23 protein-coding genes are annotated in these 19288 nt (G+C 39.6%); 20 read left to right on the forward strand and 3 right to left on the reverse strand.

Annotation, left to right across the window (positions count from 1 at the left end; all coding sequences use genetic code 11):
- The first annotated feature begins 27 nt into the window (after nucleotides 1-27).
- On the forward strand, nucleotides 28-828 hold the full coding sequence (locus Q0A08_RS01440) for a substrate-binding periplasmic protein (protein WP_438464362.1): 801 nt from the start codon (nucleotides 28-30) through the stop codon (nucleotides 826-828).
- 412 nt (nucleotides 829-1240) lie between these two features.
- Here the strand turns inward: Q0A08_RS01440 and Q0A08_RS01445 are convergent, their stop codons facing one another.
- Nucleotides 1241-2431 carry an Acg family FMN-binding oxidoreductase gene (locus Q0A08_RS01445; protein WP_438464363.1) on the reverse strand — a complete coding sequence of 397 codons (1191 nt, stop codon included), beginning with the start codon at nucleotides 2429-2431 and terminating at the stop codon, nucleotides 1241-1243.
- Nucleotides 2432-2633: 202 nt separating this feature from the next.
- On the opposite strand from Q0A08_RS01445, the gene Q0A08_RS01450 reads away from it, so the two are divergent.
- The 10 genes from Q0A08_RS01450 to Q0A08_RS01495 all read left to right on the forward strand — a co-directional run bounded on the left by Q0A08_RS01450 (nucleotide 2634) and on the right by Q0A08_RS01495 (nucleotide 8386).
- The gene (locus tag Q0A08_RS01450) at nucleotides 2634-3098 is read left to right on the forward strand and encodes a MarR family winged helix-turn-helix transcriptional regulator (protein ID WP_438464364.1); all 465 of its coding nucleotides are present in this window, start codon (nucleotides 2634-2636) and stop codon (nucleotides 3096-3098) included.
- A gap of 99 nt (nucleotides 3099-3197) precedes the next feature.
- On the forward strand, nucleotides 3198-4106 hold the full coding sequence (locus tag Q0A08_RS01455; RefSeq protein WP_438464365.1) for an alpha/beta fold hydrolase: 909 nt from the start codon (nucleotides 3198-3200) through the stop codon (nucleotides 4104-4106).
- On the forward strand, nucleotides 4100-4645 hold the full coding sequence (locus tag Q0A08_RS01460; protein ID WP_438464366.1) for a DUF1579 domain-containing protein: 546 nt from the start codon (nucleotides 4100-4102) through the stop codon (nucleotides 4643-4645). The genes Q0A08_RS01455 and Q0A08_RS01460 overlap by 7 nt, the downstream gene beginning before the upstream one ends.
- Before the next feature lie 38 nt (nucleotides 4646-4683).
- Nucleotides 4684-5094 (forward strand): GFA family protein, encoded by a 411-nt coding sequence (locus tag Q0A08_RS01465; RefSeq protein ID WP_438464367.1) that lies wholly within the window; start codon nucleotides 4684-4686, stop codon nucleotides 5092-5094.
- Nucleotides 5095-5125: 31 nt separating this feature from the next.
- Nucleotides 5126-5437: a YciI family protein gene (locus Q0A08_RS01470; protein WP_438464368.1), complete on the forward strand. Its 312-nt coding sequence runs from the start codon at nucleotides 5126-5128 to the stop codon at nucleotides 5435-5437.
- A 30-nt stretch (nucleotides 5438-5467) separates the two neighbouring features.
- Nucleotides 5468-6067 carry a DNA-3-methyladenine glycosylase I gene (locus Q0A08_RS01475; RefSeq protein ID WP_438464369.1) on the forward strand — a complete coding sequence of 200 codons (600 nt, stop codon included), beginning with the start codon at nucleotides 5468-5470 and terminating at the stop codon, nucleotides 6065-6067.
- A 48-nt stretch (nucleotides 6068-6115) separates the two neighbouring features.
- Nucleotides 6116-6307, forward strand: coding sequence for a CPXCG motif-containing cysteine-rich protein (locus tag Q0A08_RS01480; RefSeq protein WP_438464370.1), 192 nt, complete (start codon nucleotides 6116-6118; stop codon nucleotides 6305-6307).
- A 9-nt stretch (nucleotides 6308-6316) separates the two neighbouring features.
- The gene (locus tag Q0A08_RS01485; protein WP_438464371.1) at nucleotides 6317-6649 is read left to right on the forward strand and encodes a YnfA family protein; all 333 of its coding nucleotides are present in this window, start codon (nucleotides 6317-6319) and stop codon (nucleotides 6647-6649) included.
- A 142-nt stretch (nucleotides 6650-6791) separates the two neighbouring features.
- Complete coding sequence (locus Q0A08_RS01490; protein WP_438464372.1) at nucleotides 6792-7760, forward strand: AraC family transcriptional regulator; 969 nt, start codon at nucleotides 6792-6794, stop codon at nucleotides 7758-7760.
- Between the two features lie 185 nt (nucleotides 7761-7945).
- Nucleotides 7946-8386, forward strand: a complete 441-nt coding sequence (locus tag Q0A08_RS01495) for an Lrp/AsnC family transcriptional regulator (RefSeq protein WP_438464373.1) — start codon at nucleotides 7946-7948, stop codon at nucleotides 8384-8386.
- A gap of 3 nt (nucleotides 8387-8389) precedes the next feature.
- Here Q0A08_RS01495 and speB read toward each other — a convergent pair whose 3' ends face one another.
- On the reverse strand, nucleotides 8390-9202 hold the full coding sequence (gene speB, locus Q0A08_RS01500) for an agmatinase (protein WP_438464374.1): 813 nt from the start codon (nucleotides 9200-9202) through the stop codon (nucleotides 8390-8392).
- Between the two features lie 54 nt (nucleotides 9203-9256).
- Complete coding sequence (locus Q0A08_RS01505) at nucleotides 9257-10036, reverse strand: transporter substrate-binding domain-containing protein (RefSeq protein WP_438464375.1); 780 nt, start codon at nucleotides 10034-10036, stop codon at nucleotides 9257-9259.
- Nucleotides 10037-10275: 239 nt separating this feature from the next.
- Between Q0A08_RS01505 and Q0A08_RS01510 the strand changes: the two genes are divergently transcribed.
- From Q0A08_RS01510 to Q0A08_RS01550, 9 genes are all read left to right on the forward strand, one after another.
- Nucleotides 10276-11361 (forward strand): threonine aldolase family protein, encoded by a 1086-nt coding sequence (locus Q0A08_RS01510; RefSeq protein WP_438464376.1) that lies wholly within the window; start codon nucleotides 10276-10278, stop codon nucleotides 11359-11361.
- 93 nt (nucleotides 11362-11454) lie between these two features.
- Complete coding sequence (locus tag Q0A08_RS01515) at nucleotides 11455-12285, forward strand: AraC family transcriptional regulator (RefSeq protein WP_438464377.1); 831 nt, start codon at nucleotides 11455-11457, stop codon at nucleotides 12283-12285.
- Between the two features lie 207 nt (nucleotides 12286-12492).
- Nucleotides 12493-12903, forward strand: a complete 411-nt coding sequence (locus tag Q0A08_RS01520) for a GFA family protein (protein WP_438464378.1) — start codon at nucleotides 12493-12495, stop codon at nucleotides 12901-12903.
- 52 nt (nucleotides 12904-12955) lie between these two features.
- A complete protein-coding gene (locus Q0A08_RS01525) occupies nucleotides 12956-13453 on the forward strand; it encodes a hypothetical protein (RefSeq protein WP_438464379.1) in 498 nt (165 codons plus the stop codon).
- A gap of 177 nt (nucleotides 13454-13630) precedes the next feature.
- Nucleotides 13631-13981 carry a DUF805 domain-containing protein gene (locus tag Q0A08_RS01530; RefSeq protein WP_438464380.1) on the forward strand — a complete coding sequence of 117 codons (351 nt, stop codon included), beginning with the start codon at nucleotides 13631-13633 and terminating at the stop codon, nucleotides 13979-13981.
- A gap of 233 nt (nucleotides 13982-14214) precedes the next feature.
- Entirely contained in the window at nucleotides 14215-14565 is a 351-nt protein-coding gene (locus tag Q0A08_RS01535; protein ID WP_438464381.1) for a DUF805 domain-containing protein, read from the forward strand.
- Between the two features lie 333 nt (nucleotides 14566-14898).
- On the forward strand, nucleotides 14899-15633 hold the full coding sequence (locus tag Q0A08_RS01540) for a substrate-binding periplasmic protein (RefSeq protein WP_438464382.1): 735 nt from the start codon (nucleotides 14899-14901) through the stop codon (nucleotides 15631-15633).
- Between the two features lie 255 nt (nucleotides 15634-15888).
- Nucleotides 15889-17781 (forward strand): methyl-accepting chemotaxis protein, encoded by a 1893-nt coding sequence (locus tag Q0A08_RS01545; protein WP_438464383.1) that lies wholly within the window; start codon nucleotides 15889-15891, stop codon nucleotides 17779-17781.
- 9 nt (nucleotides 17782-17790) lie between these two features.
- On the forward strand, nucleotides 17791-18588 hold the full coding sequence (locus Q0A08_RS01550) for a substrate-binding periplasmic protein (protein ID WP_438464384.1): 798 nt from the start codon (nucleotides 17791-17793) through the stop codon (nucleotides 18586-18588).
- Nucleotides 18589-19288 lie beyond the last annotated feature (700 nt).

The following is a 19288-nucleotide window of genomic DNA, read 5'->3' on the forward strand; positions in this document are numbered from 1 at the left end:
ACCTCCCCAATAAAAAGGTTTAAAACTATGCTTATTAATATGTTTAAAATCAAACCGCTATCACAAGGTTTGCAGAAAATAGCCGCTAAAACACCTCTCATTACATTAACATCAGCCCTTTTTTTCTTCTCATTACCCAGTAGTGCACAGGCACAAAATGTCTCTATGACAACCACTAATTGGGCACCTTTTTATGCAGAATCTCTTGAGAAAGGGGGCTTTGTCACCGCCATAGTTGACGCTTCATTTAAAGCGGCGGGTTATGACAGCACAATCGAATTTACCAGTTGGACAGATGCGCTTGAGCAGGTAAAAGAAGGTGAGAAAGACGTTGTTGTTGGCGCTTATTTCTCCGAAGAAAGGGCGCAGCATTATCATTACTCCTTGCCCATTTACTCTGTTCTAACCGGTGTATTTAAAAAAACTGGACACGAGCTAAACTTTTATAGCTCATTCGACATGCTTGATCAGTATAAGTTGGGCAAGCTTGATGGCACAGTTGTCGCGAAAAGTTTCGATGCTTATCCGTTTAAACATCTAAAAGGCTACGAGCAAGTAAGCTTAGGTTTAAAAGCCTTAGATCAAGGTGAGATTGATCTGTATGTTGAAAGTTATGCGGTTGCCAAACAAGTCGCAGCGGATATGGGCATGCAAGCGGATAAAATTGAAATGATACAGCCGCCGATCGAAGATAATGACCTGCATATTATGATTTCTAAAAGCATTCCTAATGCCATCGAAATTCGAGATGCCTTCAACAAAGGGTTTGTGCAAATTCAAGCGAATGGCACTTATGAAACAATTTTGAAAGATTTCAACCAGATGTAAGTCTGATTGAAAGGGGAAAACACTCGCCACCCTGAGTGTGGAGCTAGGGAACCTGCGAATAAGTCCTCCCGCCTCAGCGTGTGGATAAAAGCCGTTAGATTTATGGCGAGGAGCGCAACTTAATAGTCATTCTATTGATAAGCTCTTCAACATAAAAATAGGGCTTTTAGACCACGCCCTTCGGGCCTTTCAGAAAAAGCATCACCCTGTGTTGTCCCTTCTCGAAAGGTACCTACATTACATTAAAGTGACGCCTTGATTGATACTTTTTCTGAAAAGACTGAGAAGAGGTGACTTAATCGCAGGTTCCCTAGGTTTTTAAAATGGACGTTAGGTAAGTGCATTGAGCCAAGGAAGGCTTTTTTTACCCCCTTGGCACATAAGCTATCTTTTGCCGTTCTTGTATCTCTAGTTACGCCTTAATCATGTCTGTTAATGCGCGTCTTGGTCCATGAGGCGTTACATCCGCTGTTCCTAGTCTAAATAACATTTGTACTGTGTCTGTTTGTTTTATATTAAAAAAGCGCTTGAACTCTCCCTGTAGTGGCAGCATTGCTTCATACTCTTGTAGTACTTGGCTCATAGGGTGTTGTGCTAGTCCCATCTCAATGGTTTTAAGGTTAATACGGCAATACTCACGGCCCACATTAACTTGATCTTCACGGGTATTAAACTTAGAGCTAATCCAAGCAAAGGTACCTGTCGATGCTGCCGATTTCTGTGTCATGGTAACGGCTTGTTGACCAAAATCAGTTGAGTCTTTTTCCGCACTTTCTCTAGAAAGAAAAAAGTTTTCTACCAAGATTCGTTTAATACCAGAGAGGCCTGCTTGAGCTGTGCCAAAGCCATCACGGTATTTCATGACTTCATCATCATTGAAACGGAACATCTTGATTGTTTCCATATCTCTGGCTTTATCTTTTACTTCAATTTGCATCGCTTTTGTTAAAACATGTTCAAGTTGCTTTTTAGCCGCAGGGGAGCTTACTAATGTGAAAGGGCTTTGATTATAACTTGCATGGAACTGCTCTAGTTCAGACGCCTGAACCTGTGTCAAAGGCGCATTATTATATTCACGTTTATTAGAGTGCCTGCTTAAGATATGGGTAAAAAGAGGGTTAGTTTTAACCTTGTCATTTGCCTCTAAGCGCACTCTCGCAACAGGCTTATTCGCAAGTTCTGTATTGCTATACATACCCTGTGGGAAAAGCGTTATTTTTGCTTCATGCTTTAGGCCTGTTGCTGCTATAGCAGCAGTTTCTAAGAAAGTCCCTTGTCCAATATGAATCTGTCTGTAGTAAGGGTCTGTTTCTGGCAATAAACGTTCTGGATCAACATAAAGTTCAAACTCTTTTTCTCCTGTTAGTTTAATAATCCAAGGTTGGATGTTATGCGGATTTGGGCTTAACACAGCATAAGCCAATACCTGTAAACGAATGTCTTTCATATCTGAGGTTGGGCCATTCCAGCCGTAACTTGTATCTTGGCCGCTATTTGATGCAGAGATAGAGGATTCTAAATTGCCACAACTTGTTAAGCCTGTTGTTAATGCAACTGCGCCAGTACCTAAGCCAAGTACACTGATAAATTTACGTCTGTTCATGTTATTCCCCTTAGAAAAAGACTCTTAAAGATGTTTTAAAAATTCGCTTTAAATATGTATTCCATGGAATGTATGTTATATTCCTTGGAATCTAAGTCAAGCAATAACGTTAAAAAAATTAAAAAAGTTTAAAAAATATACAAAGTAAAATACCCATTGTTAGCGTTAGGTAAGGGGCTTTACAGGTAAGAGGATAATGAAAGTGAGTAATAGAGAAGGCACAGAAGTACGGTTAACAATTTTGTTTGGCATACTGCAACAGCTGATGACAACAAGACAAAATAAGCTTTTTGCAAAGCTCGCATTAACCTCATCTCAATTTGGGCTTCTTATTCATTTTACCCATGATCCAAAGCGAAGTTGGTTAGTGACAGAGTTGGCTGAAGTGATGGAGATGAATCAGCCAGGCATAACAAAAATAGCAAGTCAGTTGATCGATAAGGGGTTGCTAATAGCCACACCTGATACCAAGGATAAACGGAAAAAACATCTAAAAATCAGTGAAAAAGGTTTAAAATCCTGCTCTAGTACCATTGCAGCCTTTAGTCCAGATATACAAAACATATACTCTGCTTTCGAGGACGGGGAATTAGACGACCTAAGCCAACATCTTGAAAAACTCATGTCTTGGTTGGATTCAAATCGGGATAATATTAAAGGGCTATAAATTTTTAATTATTTAATTTACTACTGACATATGGTGTCAGTAGGGTGTCATTATACTGTCTGCTTCGAGTTAAAACATTTAATCAAGGAGCAGATAGAGATGGCACTATTTACCCATAATGCAGGCAACTACTTAACAAGGGGAGATGCCAATATTTATTATGAGGTAACAGGAAACCCAGTTGGTTTTCCACTTATCTTACTTCATGGTGGCATGGGCAATTTAACTGACTTTAATGCCATTTTAGGTACTTTGGTCGACGACTATAAATTGGTAGGGTTAGATTTTAGAGGTCATGGAAAATCCAGTCTTGGTAGTGAAGCGCTGAGCTATAAAATCTATCAAGAAGATGTAGAAGCTCTACTTGATCACCTGAATATTTCACATTTTGCTATCGTAGGCTTTAGTGATGGTGGGATTACCGCTTATCGTATCGCTTCCTATAAAACCTCAGAAAAAGCAGTTCAAGTAAAAGCACTTGTTGCTATTGCTGCTCATCAACAGATTCATAAAAACGATTTTAGTTTTCCTTTTTTAGCCAACATGACAGGGCCAAAATGGCGAGCTAAATTTCCCGTACCGACTGCTTATTATGACAGAATCAATCCAGAACCGGATTTTGATCACCTAGTGGAGCAAGCCGTTAAGTTATGGACATCAGGTAAAACCAGCTATTACCCAGATAAAGCGGTTAAGCAAATAAAAGCCCCTTGTTTATTGGTAAGAGGAGAAGAAGACCACTTATTTTCAGAGATGGAAATGGCAAAGTTAAACTCACTTATCAAAGGCTCTCAAACCGCTTCAATTTCCACGGCAGGTCATGAGGCATACCAAGATAATCCTTATGTTTTTACTCAAAAGGTAAAACCCTTTCTGCTTGAGATTTTGTCATCAGAGATCAAGCTAGCACCAGCAATATCAAATCAAGTGAAGCAACTATCGGAAAAGCAACTACCAGAAAAACAACAGTCAGAGAAGCAACAGTCAGAGAAGGAGCCAGTATGTTAGCGCAGACGTTAAACCCTTTTGAAAGCGGGAGCTCAGAACAAAGTTTGGAGCTGGAAACAGATCTTAAAGCACCGAAAGACTTTGATTTTATGATAGGTCATTGGCAGGTAAAGCATAGGCGGCTCAAAAAGCGTTTAGAAAATTGTCAGGATTGGTATGAGTTTGACGGTACTTCCTCAACCATTAAAACCTTGGGTGGCTTTGGTAATTTAGAAGATAACTTACTCAATTTTCCAGAAGAAAGTTATCGTGCTTTAGCGTTGCGTTCCTTTAATGAAATGACACAAACATGGTCGATCTGGTGGTTAGATGCACGTTTTCCTGATGCGCTTGATACGCCAGTTACAGGGCGTTTTACACAAGGGATCGGTTTGTTTTATGCCAATGATGTACTGCACGGGCAAAATATTAAAGTGAGGTTTAAATGGATATCCTCTGCAAATAAACCAAGATGGGAACAAGCATTCTCTACCGACGATGGCACAACATGGGAAACCAACTGGATAATGGAATTCTCACCACTTGAGTCTAAATCATAAAAAGACTGACTAAATTACGATAAATAAGGAAATAACCAATGCCAAATGCAAGTTGCTTATGCGGACAAGTCAAAATTACTGCCGAAGAGGTAAAGCCAGATGTTAGCGCATGTCACTGTCAATCTTGTCGAGGTTGGGGGGGCGGACCTTTTCTCGCGGTTCAGTGCGGCACCAAAGTCCAATTTGAAGGGCGAGAACATATTAAAGAGTACGACTCTTCAGAGTGGGCGAAGCGAGGGTTTTGCCAATCATGCGGTACGCATCTTTATTTTTATTTCAAAAAAGCAGAAGCTTACAACATGCCAGTCGGTATATTCGAAAACTTAGAAGGCCTAGCCATGGCTATGCAGTTTTATATCGATAAAAAGCCTGATTATTATTGTTTTGCCCAAGAGACTGCCTCAATGACTGAGGCAGAAATTATGAGCTACTATGCAAGCGAGCTTTAGAGCAAACTAAAGGAAATGAGGAGATAATAATATGTTCAATGTTTATCTAACCTTTGCCGAAAATAAGGCGTCGGCACCTGAATTTATGCAAGGCCATAAGGACTGGATCAAACAAGGCGTTGAAGAAGGTGTGTTTATCATGGTTGGGAGTATTAAGCCTTCTGATGATAATCCAAAAGCTGGTGGTAGCATTATGGCTTTTAACCTGAGCTACGACGCTTTAGTTGATAAAGTTAAACAAGACCCCTTTGTGATCGAGAAGGTCGTTACGGCTGAAATTTTCGAGATTAGTCCAAATCAATTGGATGATAGGCTCGCATTCTTAATGCCAGCCCAAAATTGAAAAAATGCTTTTTAAGTAAAAGGAAATTGAATGACAGCCCCATTTATTGGCCCAGATGGTAAAGCACGATGCGCTTGGGCAGGCACTGCTCCTGAGTTTCTTGCCTATCATGACAAAGAATGGGGATTCCCTGTTATTGATGATCAAAGACTATTTGAGAAGGTGTGCCTAGAGAGTTTTCAATCTGGCTTGAGCTGGCGCACCATCTTAAATAAACGAGAGGCTTTTCGTGCGGCGTTTGATCAATTTGATTTTCATAAAGTCGCTCTTTATCAAGGTGATTATGTAGAGAAATTACTGCAAAACGATGGCATCATACGTAATCGTCGAAAAATAGAAGCGGTTATTAATAACGCACAAAGAGCCATCGAGATGCAACAAGAAGAAAGCTCATTAGCGGCCTTCTTTTGGCGTTATGAAGCAAAAGACGTTGTAGAACCCCAAACTCAAACTACTTCAGTTGAATCTATCGCACTCTCTAAAGCGCTTAAAAAGAAAGGCTGGAAGTTTGTTGGCCCCACCACCATGTTTGCCTTTTTACAGTCCATGGGATTTATTAATGACCATGAATATGGTTGTTGTGTTCGAGAAGAAATCGAACTAATTCGCAAGCAGCTTAAAAGACCTTGAGTTAGAATAAGTGCCTCTTATTCATTTATCTTGCTAAGCAGGTTAACCATGCATCAACTCGAAGAAAAAAGTGTTTCTTGTCCCTATTGTGGGGAAGTGATCGAGGTTCTTATTGACCCCGAAGATACCGACCAAGAATACATAGAAGATTGCCAAGTCTGCTGTCGTCCAATCAGTTTCAATATTTCAATGCAAGGAAACGGCGAGCTGGAGATTTATGTCAGAGCTGAAAATGAGTAGTGGTCTAATATGTTTGAATTGAAAACCATTGGCCTGTTTTTAGTCACTGCTTTGGCCGAAATTCTAGGTTGCTACTTACCTTATCTTTGGCTCAAACAAGATAAGAGTATTCTACTCTTGATACCAGCAGCCTTTTGTTTAGCCTTGTTTGCTTGGTTATTATCCTTACATCCAGAGGCGTCCGGTCGTGTGTATGCGGCTTATGGTGGTGTTTATATTTTTGTTGCCATCTTATGGTTATGGCTGGTGGACGGCATTAAACCAACCCATTGGGACATGATAGGGGCGAGTATTGCACTTATTGGCATGGGGATTATTATGTTTGCACCAAGGCCCGTTTAATGAGTGTCGTGGTGTAAAGCGCAAGATTGGAAAAGAGGTCGTTTTTAAAACTTGATAATCTATCCGCTTATTTTTCCTGTCGCTATTCTATTTACTACTCTCATAGTTATCTTTTTACGATTAAGAAGCCAAGTTGTTAAGTATGAACTCAGTCTATCTCGCTAGAATCCAGCAAGCGCTTCAATTTATAGAGACCAACCTAAATACCAATTTATCTTTGAGTGAAGTGGCTAAAGCAAGCCACTTTTCTGAATTTCACTTTCATCGCATCTTTAAAGGGGTGATGGATGAAACCTTAAATGACTACATTGGTCGCAGGCGAATGGAAAAGGCTGCTAACAAGCTGGTTTGCCATCAAGACCTATCTATTACACAGATTGCACTCGAATGTGGTTTTTCCTCTAGTGCTAATTTTGCCAAAGCGATAAAACTCTATTTTGGTTTTAGCCCTTCTCAATTAAGAAACCCAGCTAAAGTGCATGTCAAAGAGAGCAAGATAGGAAAAATACAAAGCAAGTATGGAAAAGTATTTTCACCCTCAGATTTATATCCTACTCACATCACAACAAGTGATATGACTTCTGCACCAAACGGTGTTGAGCTAGGTGAAAACCAATTAAAAATGGGTAATAAAATGGATGTGAAAGTAAAAAACTTATCAGAACAAAAAGTATGGAAATTGTCGAGTGTAGGGGGGTATGAGGAGTCTGCCATTTACCAAACCTGGGGGCAGCTTATCGACTTCGCACAAACACGAGGTGTTGATGAGACAGCACAGCAACGATTTGCTTTTTGCTATGATAACCCTGTGTTAACGCCCTTAAATAAATGTCGTTATGAAGCGGCGATTATTATGCCGGAAGAGGCGCAAAGTACGACAGTAAGTGCGCCATACTTTATGGCAAGTATTCCTGCTGGAAAATATGCGGTGCATTATTACAAAGGTTCTGGTGCTGATGCGGTTCAGGCGCATTTACGTTTTTATTCCGACTGGTTACCGCAAAGTGGTTATGAGCCTGATCACTTTCCTATTATGGAACATTACTTAAATGATGCCAGAGTGGATGGTTTTGTTGAGATGGAAATCTATATCAAGCTAAAAGCCTTATAAAACGAATAACATTAAAAACTATACCAAGATTAAAAACGCTACCTTAACCCTGCGCTCTTATTTAAGGGCACAGGGTTAAGAGCTTCGTATTAAAGTGAGCGTAAACAAGTGAAAGCAAAGATCTATTTCGATGACTTTGATATAGTTTCAACTCTTATTCACTTCATATTAAGAAGCTCACCCGAATGACGCCAGATGCAAAAGACAAACAAATTCTAGCCTTGTTACAACTTAATGCACGCTTACCAACGGCTGATATTGCACGCCAAGTCCACCTTGCAAGATCGACAGTGCAAGAACGTATAAAACGCATGGAACAAGCGGGTTTGATTGAAGGTTATGCGGTTAAACTCAATGCAGACTTATTACCAAAGATCGCCATACAAAGCCGCGTGGCATTAAGTGTAAAAGCGTCACACTTTAATAATGTGATTCGTGCGTTAGAGTTGATGCCAGAAGTATTGTCATGCGAAACAGTGAGTGGCCAGTTTGATTTAATGTTAAAAGCGCAAACAACGTCGCCAGATAAACATGATCAACTAGTAGAAAGAATCGGTGAACTCAATGGGGTTGAGCGCACCGAATCTAGCATTATTTTACGAGAATTTTTTAAGCGTTCAATTTAGCGCTTATTGGCAATCTCTTAGCATGAGTCCAGCTAGCTCTTTGTAGAATTTGGCACAAACCATGGCAGTCATGCCGTTAATGTCTCGTTTAGGGTTATATTCAACAATATCTGCGCCTACAATCGGCACCTCAATAGATTGCAGAATACTCAGAACCTCACGAACACTTAAGCCGCCTGGTTCATGATGTGACACACCTGGCGCATAAGCTGGATCCAATGCATCTAAATCTATCGAAACATACAAAGGGCCTGTGATCTTAAGGTCCTTACCCGGATACCAATGTTTCATTTCATGTACTTCAACCCCAAACTTTTCTGCTTGCTGAGCTTGATGCGCATTGAGTGTGCGTATCCCTACCTGAATTAATCGGTTTGCCGAGCCTGATTCCATAATGCGAGCAAAAGGGCAAGCGTGTGAATGTTTATTTCCTTGCAGCTCATCATATAAATCTGGGTGGGCGTCAAAGTGAAGTATGGTGAGATTGTCATGTTTATTTGCAAGGGATTTCACCAAAGGGTAACTAATGGAATGGTCACCACCTAAGGTCAGAATCTTATGATTCGAGGCGATTAGCTCCGCACTTTTGGCTTCGATTGCATCAAAGGCTTCAGATTCATGACTCCAGCTAACATCACCAGCATGGTGTAAACGAGAGTCTTTGTTTATGTTCGTGCCCATCTCTGCAGTTGTGTTGGCAGAGCCGCTAAATACGGCTTTATGAATCACATCCGGTGCATCAGCAGGGCCACGCAAATGGGAAGAGTTAAAATCAAGTGGCACATTTAGGGTCGAAACAGCTTGGTATTTTTGCATAATGTCTCTCATATATTTTAAGCTTTCACTCGCTATGATTTTTTATCTAAAGCATTAATAAATGCTGAATGGAAAATATTTACTATTGATGATCTGGTAAGTGCCATCGTTACGGATATCCTGTATGGCTTGATTAAATGCTTGGCGAAGAGGCGAGCCTTTCTTTAATGCAATGGCGATTTGATCATTAATATCGATATCTTCTCCTTTAAACTCGTAGTCTTGATTTGCTACAAGCTTGCTAGAATTGGAAGCTGATTGGCTTAACCAGTTATAAGCAGGAAATTTATCGGATAAAAGTAAATCAATGCGATCAGCTTTTAAGTCTAAATAAGCCAGATCTTGGGTATCGTATAGCTTGATATTAACCTTATCCGCATAATGATCTTCAAGGTATTGGCTAGAAATAGTCGATCGATACGCCCCGATGGTTAAGCCTTTAATGTCTTCGTCAGTTACTTCGATATGCTTATCTTTAGGGCCAATAAACGCCAGCACATTTGAGTAATAACGCTCGCTAAAATCCACTACTTTAGCGCGCTCTGGGGTAATCGACATGGAAGAAATGACCGCATCAAACTTACCCACTTTTAAGCCCGGAATCATGCCATCCCATGTTTGTGCTTGGATCTTACAATCCGCTTTCATTACTTTGCATAAAGCTTTAGCAATGTCTACGTCAAACCCATATAGCTCTCCTTTATCATTTACCTGAGCAAAGGGCGCGTAAGAACCATCGACAGCAATACGTATCTCAGCTGCATTAACGCAAAGGCTCGCGACACTAGTGCTTGATGCGAGAATGAAGAGGCCTGCTTTTATTATTTTTTTCATGATGAGTCTCATAGTGATCGAATGAGTGACCACTATGACCCTCAGCCATGTCGGTTAATACCTGCGTTTTAACGAAAATAAAGCCCTTGACCGACGATACGCCGGATTGATGCAGAGTGAGCGGATGGATGAGCAAAAAATTCAATCACTGCAATATTTTACAATCATGTGCAAAATCTTATAGGCATACTTAAAGGATCATAAGTAAACGTATTGATAACTTCTTTAAGGTATTGAGTATGACAACAAGCAATCAACCAAATTTAGAACACCTACCCGGATTAAAAGGTGGTTTTACCAGTGACAATATTGCAGGTGCTTCAACACAAGTATTAGAAGCCTTGGTTGCTGCAAGCGTTGGAGCTGCGCAACCTTATGGTGCCGATGAATATACTCAAAGTATGGAAGCTAGGTTGCGCGATATATTTGAGTGTGACCTTAACGTATTTTTAGTGCCAACAGGGTCTGCGGCTAACGGTTTAAGTTTAGCGACACTTACCCCGCCTTGGGGCGCTGTTTTATGCCATAAAGAGAGTCATATCAATAATGATGAATGCGGTGCACCAGAGTTTTATACATCAGGCGCTAAGTTGGTTGAAGTAGCGGGTGATAATGCCAAAATATCAGCTGCGGCTCTTCGTATAGCGGCTCAAAATAAAGTAGGCGATGTACATAGTGTCCAGCCGTCTTGTGTGAGTATCACCCAAGCAACAGAAAGCGGTAGTCTGTATTCTCTTGCAGAAGTACAAGAAATTGGAGTGATATGTCGTGATCATGGACTTAAATACCATATGGATGGGGCGAGATTTGCAAATGCACTGGTGGCTTTAGGTTGTACTCCCGCTCAAATGACATGGCAAGCCGGCGTGGATATTCTCTCTTTTGGCGCGACCAAAAATGGTGTGCTGGCAGCAGAAGCCATCATTGTCTTTGATACAAGCTTGAGCAAAGAACTGGCATTTCGTCGTAAACGTGGCGGTCATTTAACGTCTAAAATGCGTCTCTTGTCAGCACAAATGGATGCCTATCTAAAAGATGATCTATGGCTTAATAATGCCAAACACGCCAATGCCATGGCAGCACGATTAGCTCAAGGCTTAAGTGATATTCAGGGTGTGGAATTAATGGATCAAACCCAAGCGAATATCATATTTTGTCGCATGCCAGAAGTGGTTATTCAAGGCTTACAAGAACAAGGCTTTCGTTTCTATCATGATAGATGGGGCAAAGGCATAGTGAGGTTGGTCACGGCTTTTGCAACAGCCCAAGAAGAAGTGGATGCATTTATAGAAGCAAGCAAAGAGCTGAGTTTAGCTATTAGGTAGAGATCAGTTTCTGGTATGGTCATAAAATAAGTGCAAAAGCACAAAGTGAATCCAAAGGTAAGTTAAAAAGTAAATGGACAAGGGGAGGGTAAGATGAGAGATCAAATACAATATCACCGTGTTGCTGATACCCCTGATCTAGTTTTAAGTGATGGCACTTTTTCAGAGTTTGAATTCAAGCCTCATTATCACCTTGATTACCACATAGGGATGGTAACTCAAGGTGTGCAAAAGCAACGTTTTCAAGGAAAGAGTGTTTTATTAGGTCCCGGCCGTATTTCCATTATGCCACCCGGAGAAATTCATGATGGTTCAGGCTATGATGACAATGAATATCGTATGTGCACCTTTCGCATGTCATCATCACTATTAACTGAATACATGAGTGAAATTAGTGGTAAAGAACGTGGCTTAGTTAGCGATGATATCGCTCCTTTTTTTGCTGGTGCCATGTTAGAAAACACCACACTAGCAAATAGATTGATTCAGCTTTATCAAGGGATTCAAAACCCACAAGGCTTAAGTGCGTTACCCGTACAAGAAGCTTGGCTTAAGTTGTTCGACCCCTTATTTCAATCATTAAAGGTTGTCACACCACAGGCGGTTGAGGGTGGGTTGCCTATCACTCAGCTTATACTGGTAAGAGAATATGCCGAAGCAAATCTTGCGAATAAGGTTAGCTTAGAAAAGCTAGCTTCCTTATGTGATCTCAGCCGGTATCAATTCCTACGTCGTTTTGAAAGTAGCATGGGACTCACACCCCATAACTGGCTTATTCAACTACGTTTAGAAAGAGCCTGCTTATTATTACGTTTACCGAATCAAAATCTGGCTCAAGTGGCTGCCAATGTTGGGTTTTACGATCAGAGTCATTTCAATCGCGCCTTTCGTAAATGGTACGGCATTACACCTTCTCAGTATTAATCTCTTCACGTCTTATTAACGTAACTTTATACCCAGTAAGTTATCTACAAGTTTTCTTGATTTGATGAACTTTGATGAAATTAAAGCTTTAAAAATTTAGCTAAATTAAAGATAAAAGACTCTAAATCGACTGAGAAAAATTAATGCGCCATAATCCCGCTTTATTCGCGTTAAGTAGCTTTAAAACACAAATGGAAGGAGACAAAAATGGAAAACGAGATACACCAAGGAAGCTGCTTATGCCAGCAAGTGAGCTATCAGGTAGAAGGCAAGTTTGAAAACTTCTTTTTGTGTCATTGTGGGCACTGTAAAAAAGATACTGGCAGCGCGCATGGGGCGAATCTGTTTAGTGCGACAGCCAAACTAACATGGCTTCAAGGGCAGGATAAGGTGAAAACTTTTACGCTAAAAGATACTCGGCATGTACGCAGTTTCTGCCAAGACTGTGGTTCTGGCCTACCAAACCTGCAGTTTGATGATGCATTACTAGTGGTGCCAGCTGGCTCGCTAGATACTCAAATCGCAATGGAACCAAATGGACATATCTTTTGTCGTAGTAAAGCCCAATGGCAAGAGGGGCTAGATAAAGTCGAAGAGTTTGAAAGCTTCCCCCAGTAATCTTTACTTTCTAAAGAAAGAGTCACCTTATAAAACTAAGCAAGGAGCAAGCATGAAACACGACCAAAGAGTGAACGCATCCATTGGCTCTTCACTTAATAATAAAAAAATTATTCAAAAAAAGCTTAATCAAAAAATACTTAGTCTCAAAAAGCTCAGCCTTGGTCTGATTAGCTTATGCCTTGCATCATCTCTTTACGCGAATGATGTAAATATTCTGGCAGCAGACCTGAAGCATCAAGGTAATAATACTTGGTCCCTAAGTGTGACGTTAAAACATGATGATACCGGTTGGGATCATTACGCCGATAATTGGCGCTTAGTTGATAGCCAAGGCAAAGTTTTAGGAGATAGAGTGCTTTATCATCCCCATGTTAATGAACAGCCTTTTACTCGATCATTAAATGGGATTCAAATTCCAGCCGCTAAGTTAAACACTGGCGAAACACTTTATGTAGAAGCCCATGATAAGGTGCATGGCTGGACCAAGAATCGATTAGTTCTTGATCTCAGTTTAGTGAAAAACGGTCGTCTACAGCAAAAAAGATAGGGCAAAGTGAGATGGCTTTTAGCCTTAAGGCGCTTTGTTTATTACAAAAAAGGACATTGAGTAACATGCTTTAGACAAAAATAACCACAATAAACATGCAGTTAAATTTCAGCTGCTAAAATAAAGTTAGTGATTAGAAAAATTATTTCAAAACGGTATCGAAATAAGGGTGACCATATGGAATATTTTATTAATGCGTTAACTAATTATGCTGATTTTACAGGGCGTGCCAGACGCAGAGAGTACTGGTACTTTAATTTGTACTACTTCATTTTTTTTCTTATTGTGATTGTTTTGGATGCGGTCTCGACGGCGGGTGGTTTTACTGCGCTTTATAGCCTCGCCATGATAGTACCAAGTGTGAGTGTTTTAGTAAGGCGTTTGCATGATACTAGCCGAACGGCTTGGTGGTTGTTATTGATATTAATACCTGTAGTAGGGCAATTAATTCTTCTCTATTTCCTGGTGCAAGACAGCCATCAAGACAATGAGTACGGCTATAACCCAAAAGGTGGAATACTCTGCTAGAGGTGCGCAAAGGTTTCGCTATTTTGGATATATCAATTCCACTCCCTCCGCTTAAAGTAGGAGATCAAGCTAACTATCATAAGTTTTAAAACTCCTTTATATTATTGCATCGTTAGTTTTGCTGTACGGTGAAATTAGCATAAACATGGATGTAATATTTAGCCTATAACATGCTTCTAAAGCCCTTAGATTAGGGGAGACGTTTGTTGTTTGGCCCACAAAGGATGCAAAAAATGGAATATTTTACTCTAGCTCTAAAAAAATATGCGGACTTCTCTGGCCGTGCAAGACGTAAAGAATATTGGATGTTTACTTTAATCGCCATGCTGTTTCACCTTTCTCTTATGGTGATCGAAGCCGCAATTGGCTTCATGGGCATTTCAATTCTGTTTTCATTATTCATGTTAGTACCAAGTCTAAGTATCTTAGTGAGACGCCTACACGATACTAATCATTCTGCTTGGTGGCTGCTCATTGGGCTGGTGCCTGTTTGTGGCGCGATTGCTTTGTTTATTTTCTTATTACTCGACAGCGATGATGCTAACCCTTATGGATTCAACCCAAAAGCCAGTCCTGTTTTCTAGCGGACTCTGAGAAACTCAGGAAACCAGTATTAAAAGAAAGAGACGATGCGAAAGCAAGGTTATACGTAGTGAATAATGCGTCGTTAGCGTATCGTCCTAATCTTCTCTCTAAGTAAAACTGCACTGCCTAACCTGATTAAAACATCTTTTTGACACATGCTTTAGGGCAGAGTTAAACAGGCAAACTCCTATCCGTTTCATTCTCTATTCTCTTTTCAACTCTCTTTTAGTTTCCTCTCAACTTCCCTTTAGCGTCTATTACTTCTTTAATTTATGAATGCTTTACTATAATTAAGCATCAAAAATTGGTGATTCTAGAGTAAGTCCAGATCCATGACCCCTTATCAGCACCTTTATCCAATCGTGTTTTTGTTTATTGCTCAGACAGTAACAGCACAAGAGATGACGCTTCTAGCAGACGAATGGTGCCCATACACTTGTCTGCCAGATACGGATAAACCGGGCATATTGGTCGAAGTCGGCGTAAAGATTTTTGCAGACAGTCCCACCAAGTTTAATTTCCAACTGCTTAACTGGTCGAGAGCCGTTAAAGAGGTGAGAGTGGGTAAATCACAAGGTTTATTGGGCGCTTATATCAGCGATGCGCCAAACTTTATCTTCCATTCTCGTCCTATCTTATTTTCTCAAATGTGCTTTTACAGTAAATCAGATGAAGACTGGGAATTTACAGGTTTTAATTCGCTTTCTAAGCGCGTGATTTCAGTGATTAATGGATATTCCTATGGGGAAGAGTTTGACCATTACATGCTTAAACATCCTCGTAATATCATCAACATAGCAGGAGAAAAACTGTTAGAAAGAGAGTTGCTCATGCTGCAAAAGAAACGAATAAATACCATCTTAGAAGACAGATTTGTTTTTGGGAAAAAGGCAAAACAATTCGGGTTAGAGTCTAAAGGCTGTTTAGCTAAAGAAGGGGTTTACATTGCGTTCTCACCGGCTGACGAGTTGCGTTCGAAAGTACTGGCCGATTGGGTTGATAAGCAAATGGCAAAACTCAGAACCCAAAGTGAAATCGAACTTATCCTCAAGAAATATCTCGATTAGATAAGCCTTCCTATACTAATTCTCAAACTACTTTCTAATGAGTTGGGTTAAAACTCTTGAGTTGAATTTGCCATAAATCAAAATACTCTTTATTAAATTTAAAACATTTTGGTTTCAAGTGAAACTGAATAGGATTTCAAAAGAACACAGAAGCAAACAAATCATATACAATTCATTTACATGTTTGCTGTAAAGTGGAAGTCTGTTTCATTTATTGATGATTCATATTTAAATTTGTATCCAGAGGAGTTTAACTTGACAGCAAAATCGAAAATTTTGTATGGCATAGGTGGTTTATTTGTTGCTGTGATTAGCTTCATTACACTGACTAGTTTTTTTAGCTTTAAACACGCATCAGTCGATGGCTATACCGATAAACTTCAAACCAGCTCATTCTTGGTTACCAGTGCAATAGAGCAGCGGATGAACCGCACCTATGATGTTTTAAAAGTAATATCTTATGAACTCGATTTGGGAGATGGCAAACAATCATTTGATATTGATAAAGTGGTTAAAACCCTTAAATCGATTTCTAATAACCTTGATGTCATTAATGCTTATGTGGCGACACCCAATGGGTTGACCTATTCCACCTCCAGTAATGGTTTAGTACCTAACTTTAATGCCAAAGAAAAAAAACGTGAATGGTTTAACAGAGCGTTTGCAGGTGATCAAAAAATTCTCACTAAACCTTATGTGAGTACCGAAGGCAATGCTGTTATGGCAGCAGCTGTACCGATTATACGTAACGGTAAAGTTGTTGGTGTGGTGAGTGCAAATTTGTCTATTGATAATCTTACAAACTTTATTGCGGGGTTAACCGAGAATAATCAGATCTTTGTGACCAATAGTGACGGTTATATTTTTGCTGCAAAAGACACCGAACTATTAGGTAAAAACCTTAAAACAGTCATTCCAGACTATTTAGCCTTTAAAAACTCACAAAACAGTGAGCATACCTATTCATTTGATGGCAAAGAGCATTTGGTTGTCACATCCAATATGGCCATGCTGGGTTGGACAACTTGGGCATGGGATGAGTGGGAGAATATCAGTGCGGCCTCAAATACTAATCTAATGACGAATATCATCATGTCGATTATCTTAAGCTTAGTGTCCCTAGGTGTTGCGTATACATTGATTAATCGTCTCATGTACCTCCCAATTGGTGGCGAGCCAAAAGAGATCGAAAGCATCGTAAATCGTATTGCGAATGGTGATTTAACCAATTTAGAAACGGCTAATGGGACTGAAACTGGTGTGTACTCAGCGGTATTGATCATGGCTGATAACCTCAGTAATACCGTTTCAAATATAAATTCGACAAGCCAGGTTTTAGACGCCGCCTCGAAGAAAATTCTGAATTCAGCCTCTAATGTAATGCAAAGTTCAGAAAGCCAAATGCAGCAATTAGAAAGCACCTCTAATGCAATGTTTGAAATGACAGGTACTGTAAAAGCTGTCGCCAAAAGCGCGTTAGAAGCATCCAATGCCACTAACTCTGCCCATAAATACTCTGATCAAGGTATTCAAACGGTCACTGAAGTCAATGACAGCATCGCGACCTTGGTTGAAGGAATAGAAGAATCAGAACGAGTTGTTAAAAAGCTTGAAGATGAAGCCGCGGGTATTGGTAATATTTTGAATGTAATAGGAGATATTGCTGAACAAACTAATTTATTAGCACTTAATGCTGCTATTGAAGCGGCACGAGCGGGTGAGCAAGGTCGAGGTTTTGCAGTAGTCGCTGATGAGGTAAGAAGCTTAGCAAGCCGAACGCAAGAGAGCACAAGTCAAATACAAGATCTTATCGCTAGGCTTCAAAGTGCAGTAAACAATTCTGTGAGTCTAATGCAAGCAAGCTGTGAAAACGCACAACTTACTTTGTCTAAATCGTCTGATGCAAATGATGCTCTGACTGCCATTCGAGATTCAGTCACTGTTATTTATGATATGAATACACAAATAGCGACAGCAGCAGATCAGCAAACGAAAGTTGTAGAAGAAATAAGCAGCACAGTCACACATATAAACGACTTAGCTAAAATTACATTCGATAACTCAGAAAGTAATAGTAAAGTTGCTGGCGATCTCTCTCATAGCGTTGATTCGCTCAACCAATCAGTCGAAATCTTTAAGGTCGACTAGGAGTGAGTCTTGCGATTACTTTTAATCAAAAATGTTAAAGCACTAATCTTGCTAGGGGCTGCTGTAATAGCAGGCCCACTTACAAGTGCGCCTTTTCAGGCTTCGACACTGCACTATCCGCCATATCAATACATGGAAGCAGGCCAAGCTAAGGGAATAGCCATTGAGATTATCAGTGATGCCATTAAAAGAAGCCAAGCGGAAGGGATAGATTTTACGTTTTACCCATGGCGTCGAGCGGTTAACTCAATAGAGTTTGGTAACAGTGACATGCTGTTTAACGCGGGTAAAAATCAAGCAAGGCAAGAGTGGGGCTATTATGTGGATAGCCCACTTATTGTTCAACACTATGTATTGTTTAAGCGTAAATACTCAGATATTCAAATTAATCCTAACTTTGATAATGCCAAACAAATCCCTATCGCGATAAGAACGGGCTATTTATATGGCACAGGTATGTTTCGAAATGCGTTAGATGAAAACCGCTTTAGCTTCATCGTTGAGTCAGAAACGACCATGCAAAGTATAGAGCTGTTACTAAACAAGCGAGTGGATATTTTTGTAGGAGACTATCTACCCGTAATGCACTACATCAAGGAAAAGGGATTAGAGCATCAAGTCGATATCGTTAAATCCGCCCAGAATAAAGAAAATCAGATAGTGCTTGAGTGGCCTACCTACATTATTTTTTCTAAGAAAAAAGTGACCAAACAGTATGTAGATAGGATTAACGTGATTTTGGATGAGATGAAATTCGACGGTAGTTATTATAGCTATTTCAAAAAATACAAAGTGGAAGCAAAGTAGTGGTGATTCAGCGTCAAAATTATGCGTTGCTTTAACCCGTTTAAATTTAAGAAGAGGAGGGTTTTAACCAGATACTCGTAGCATATTTTATATCGAAGTTTGAACCTTACCTGCCTTTTTATTAGTAGTATTTTTGTTATGAAGTGATACTTTTTCACGAACTTAACAATTTTATTTGCTAAATGACTCTGGCTGAGATAGGTTTGGGTTCTTTTATATATGAACGATAAGTTTTTAGGTGAAAAATGATTGAAAATCACTTTTTCATAGCTTCTTTGCAGTTTATACAACTGTAAAAGTTAAACTTCAAAACATTATCCATTAGTTATAAAAGAAAAAGACAATAAGCATTGTTGAAAATTACAATAAATAAAATGTCGTTAAAAATCATAATCTTATGGTTTTATTTCGATTGAAAACTAAAAGAAATAAAGACTCTCAGGTCAGGGTGAAAATACTTAAGTAGTTATAGATAATAATGTAAACGAATTAAGGAAGAGAGGCTTTATAGTTCAGGGTTATATCTTTAGGTGTTTGGGTAATATCTAATAATATGTTCAACGAAATGATATTTTTTATATTATTATAGTGAAATTTTAGTTTCTTTTTAAAATGATTTAAATATTATTTAGAACGAATAATTTTGAACATCATAAATAAAGGTGGTTAAGTTTTATACAGATCTTCTGTTTAAAAACTG

The organism is Marinomonas sp. PE14-40, assembly GCF_051623805.1.
Classification (GTDB): domain Bacteria; phylum Pseudomonadota; class Gammaproteobacteria; order Pseudomonadales; family Marinomonadaceae; genus Marinomonas.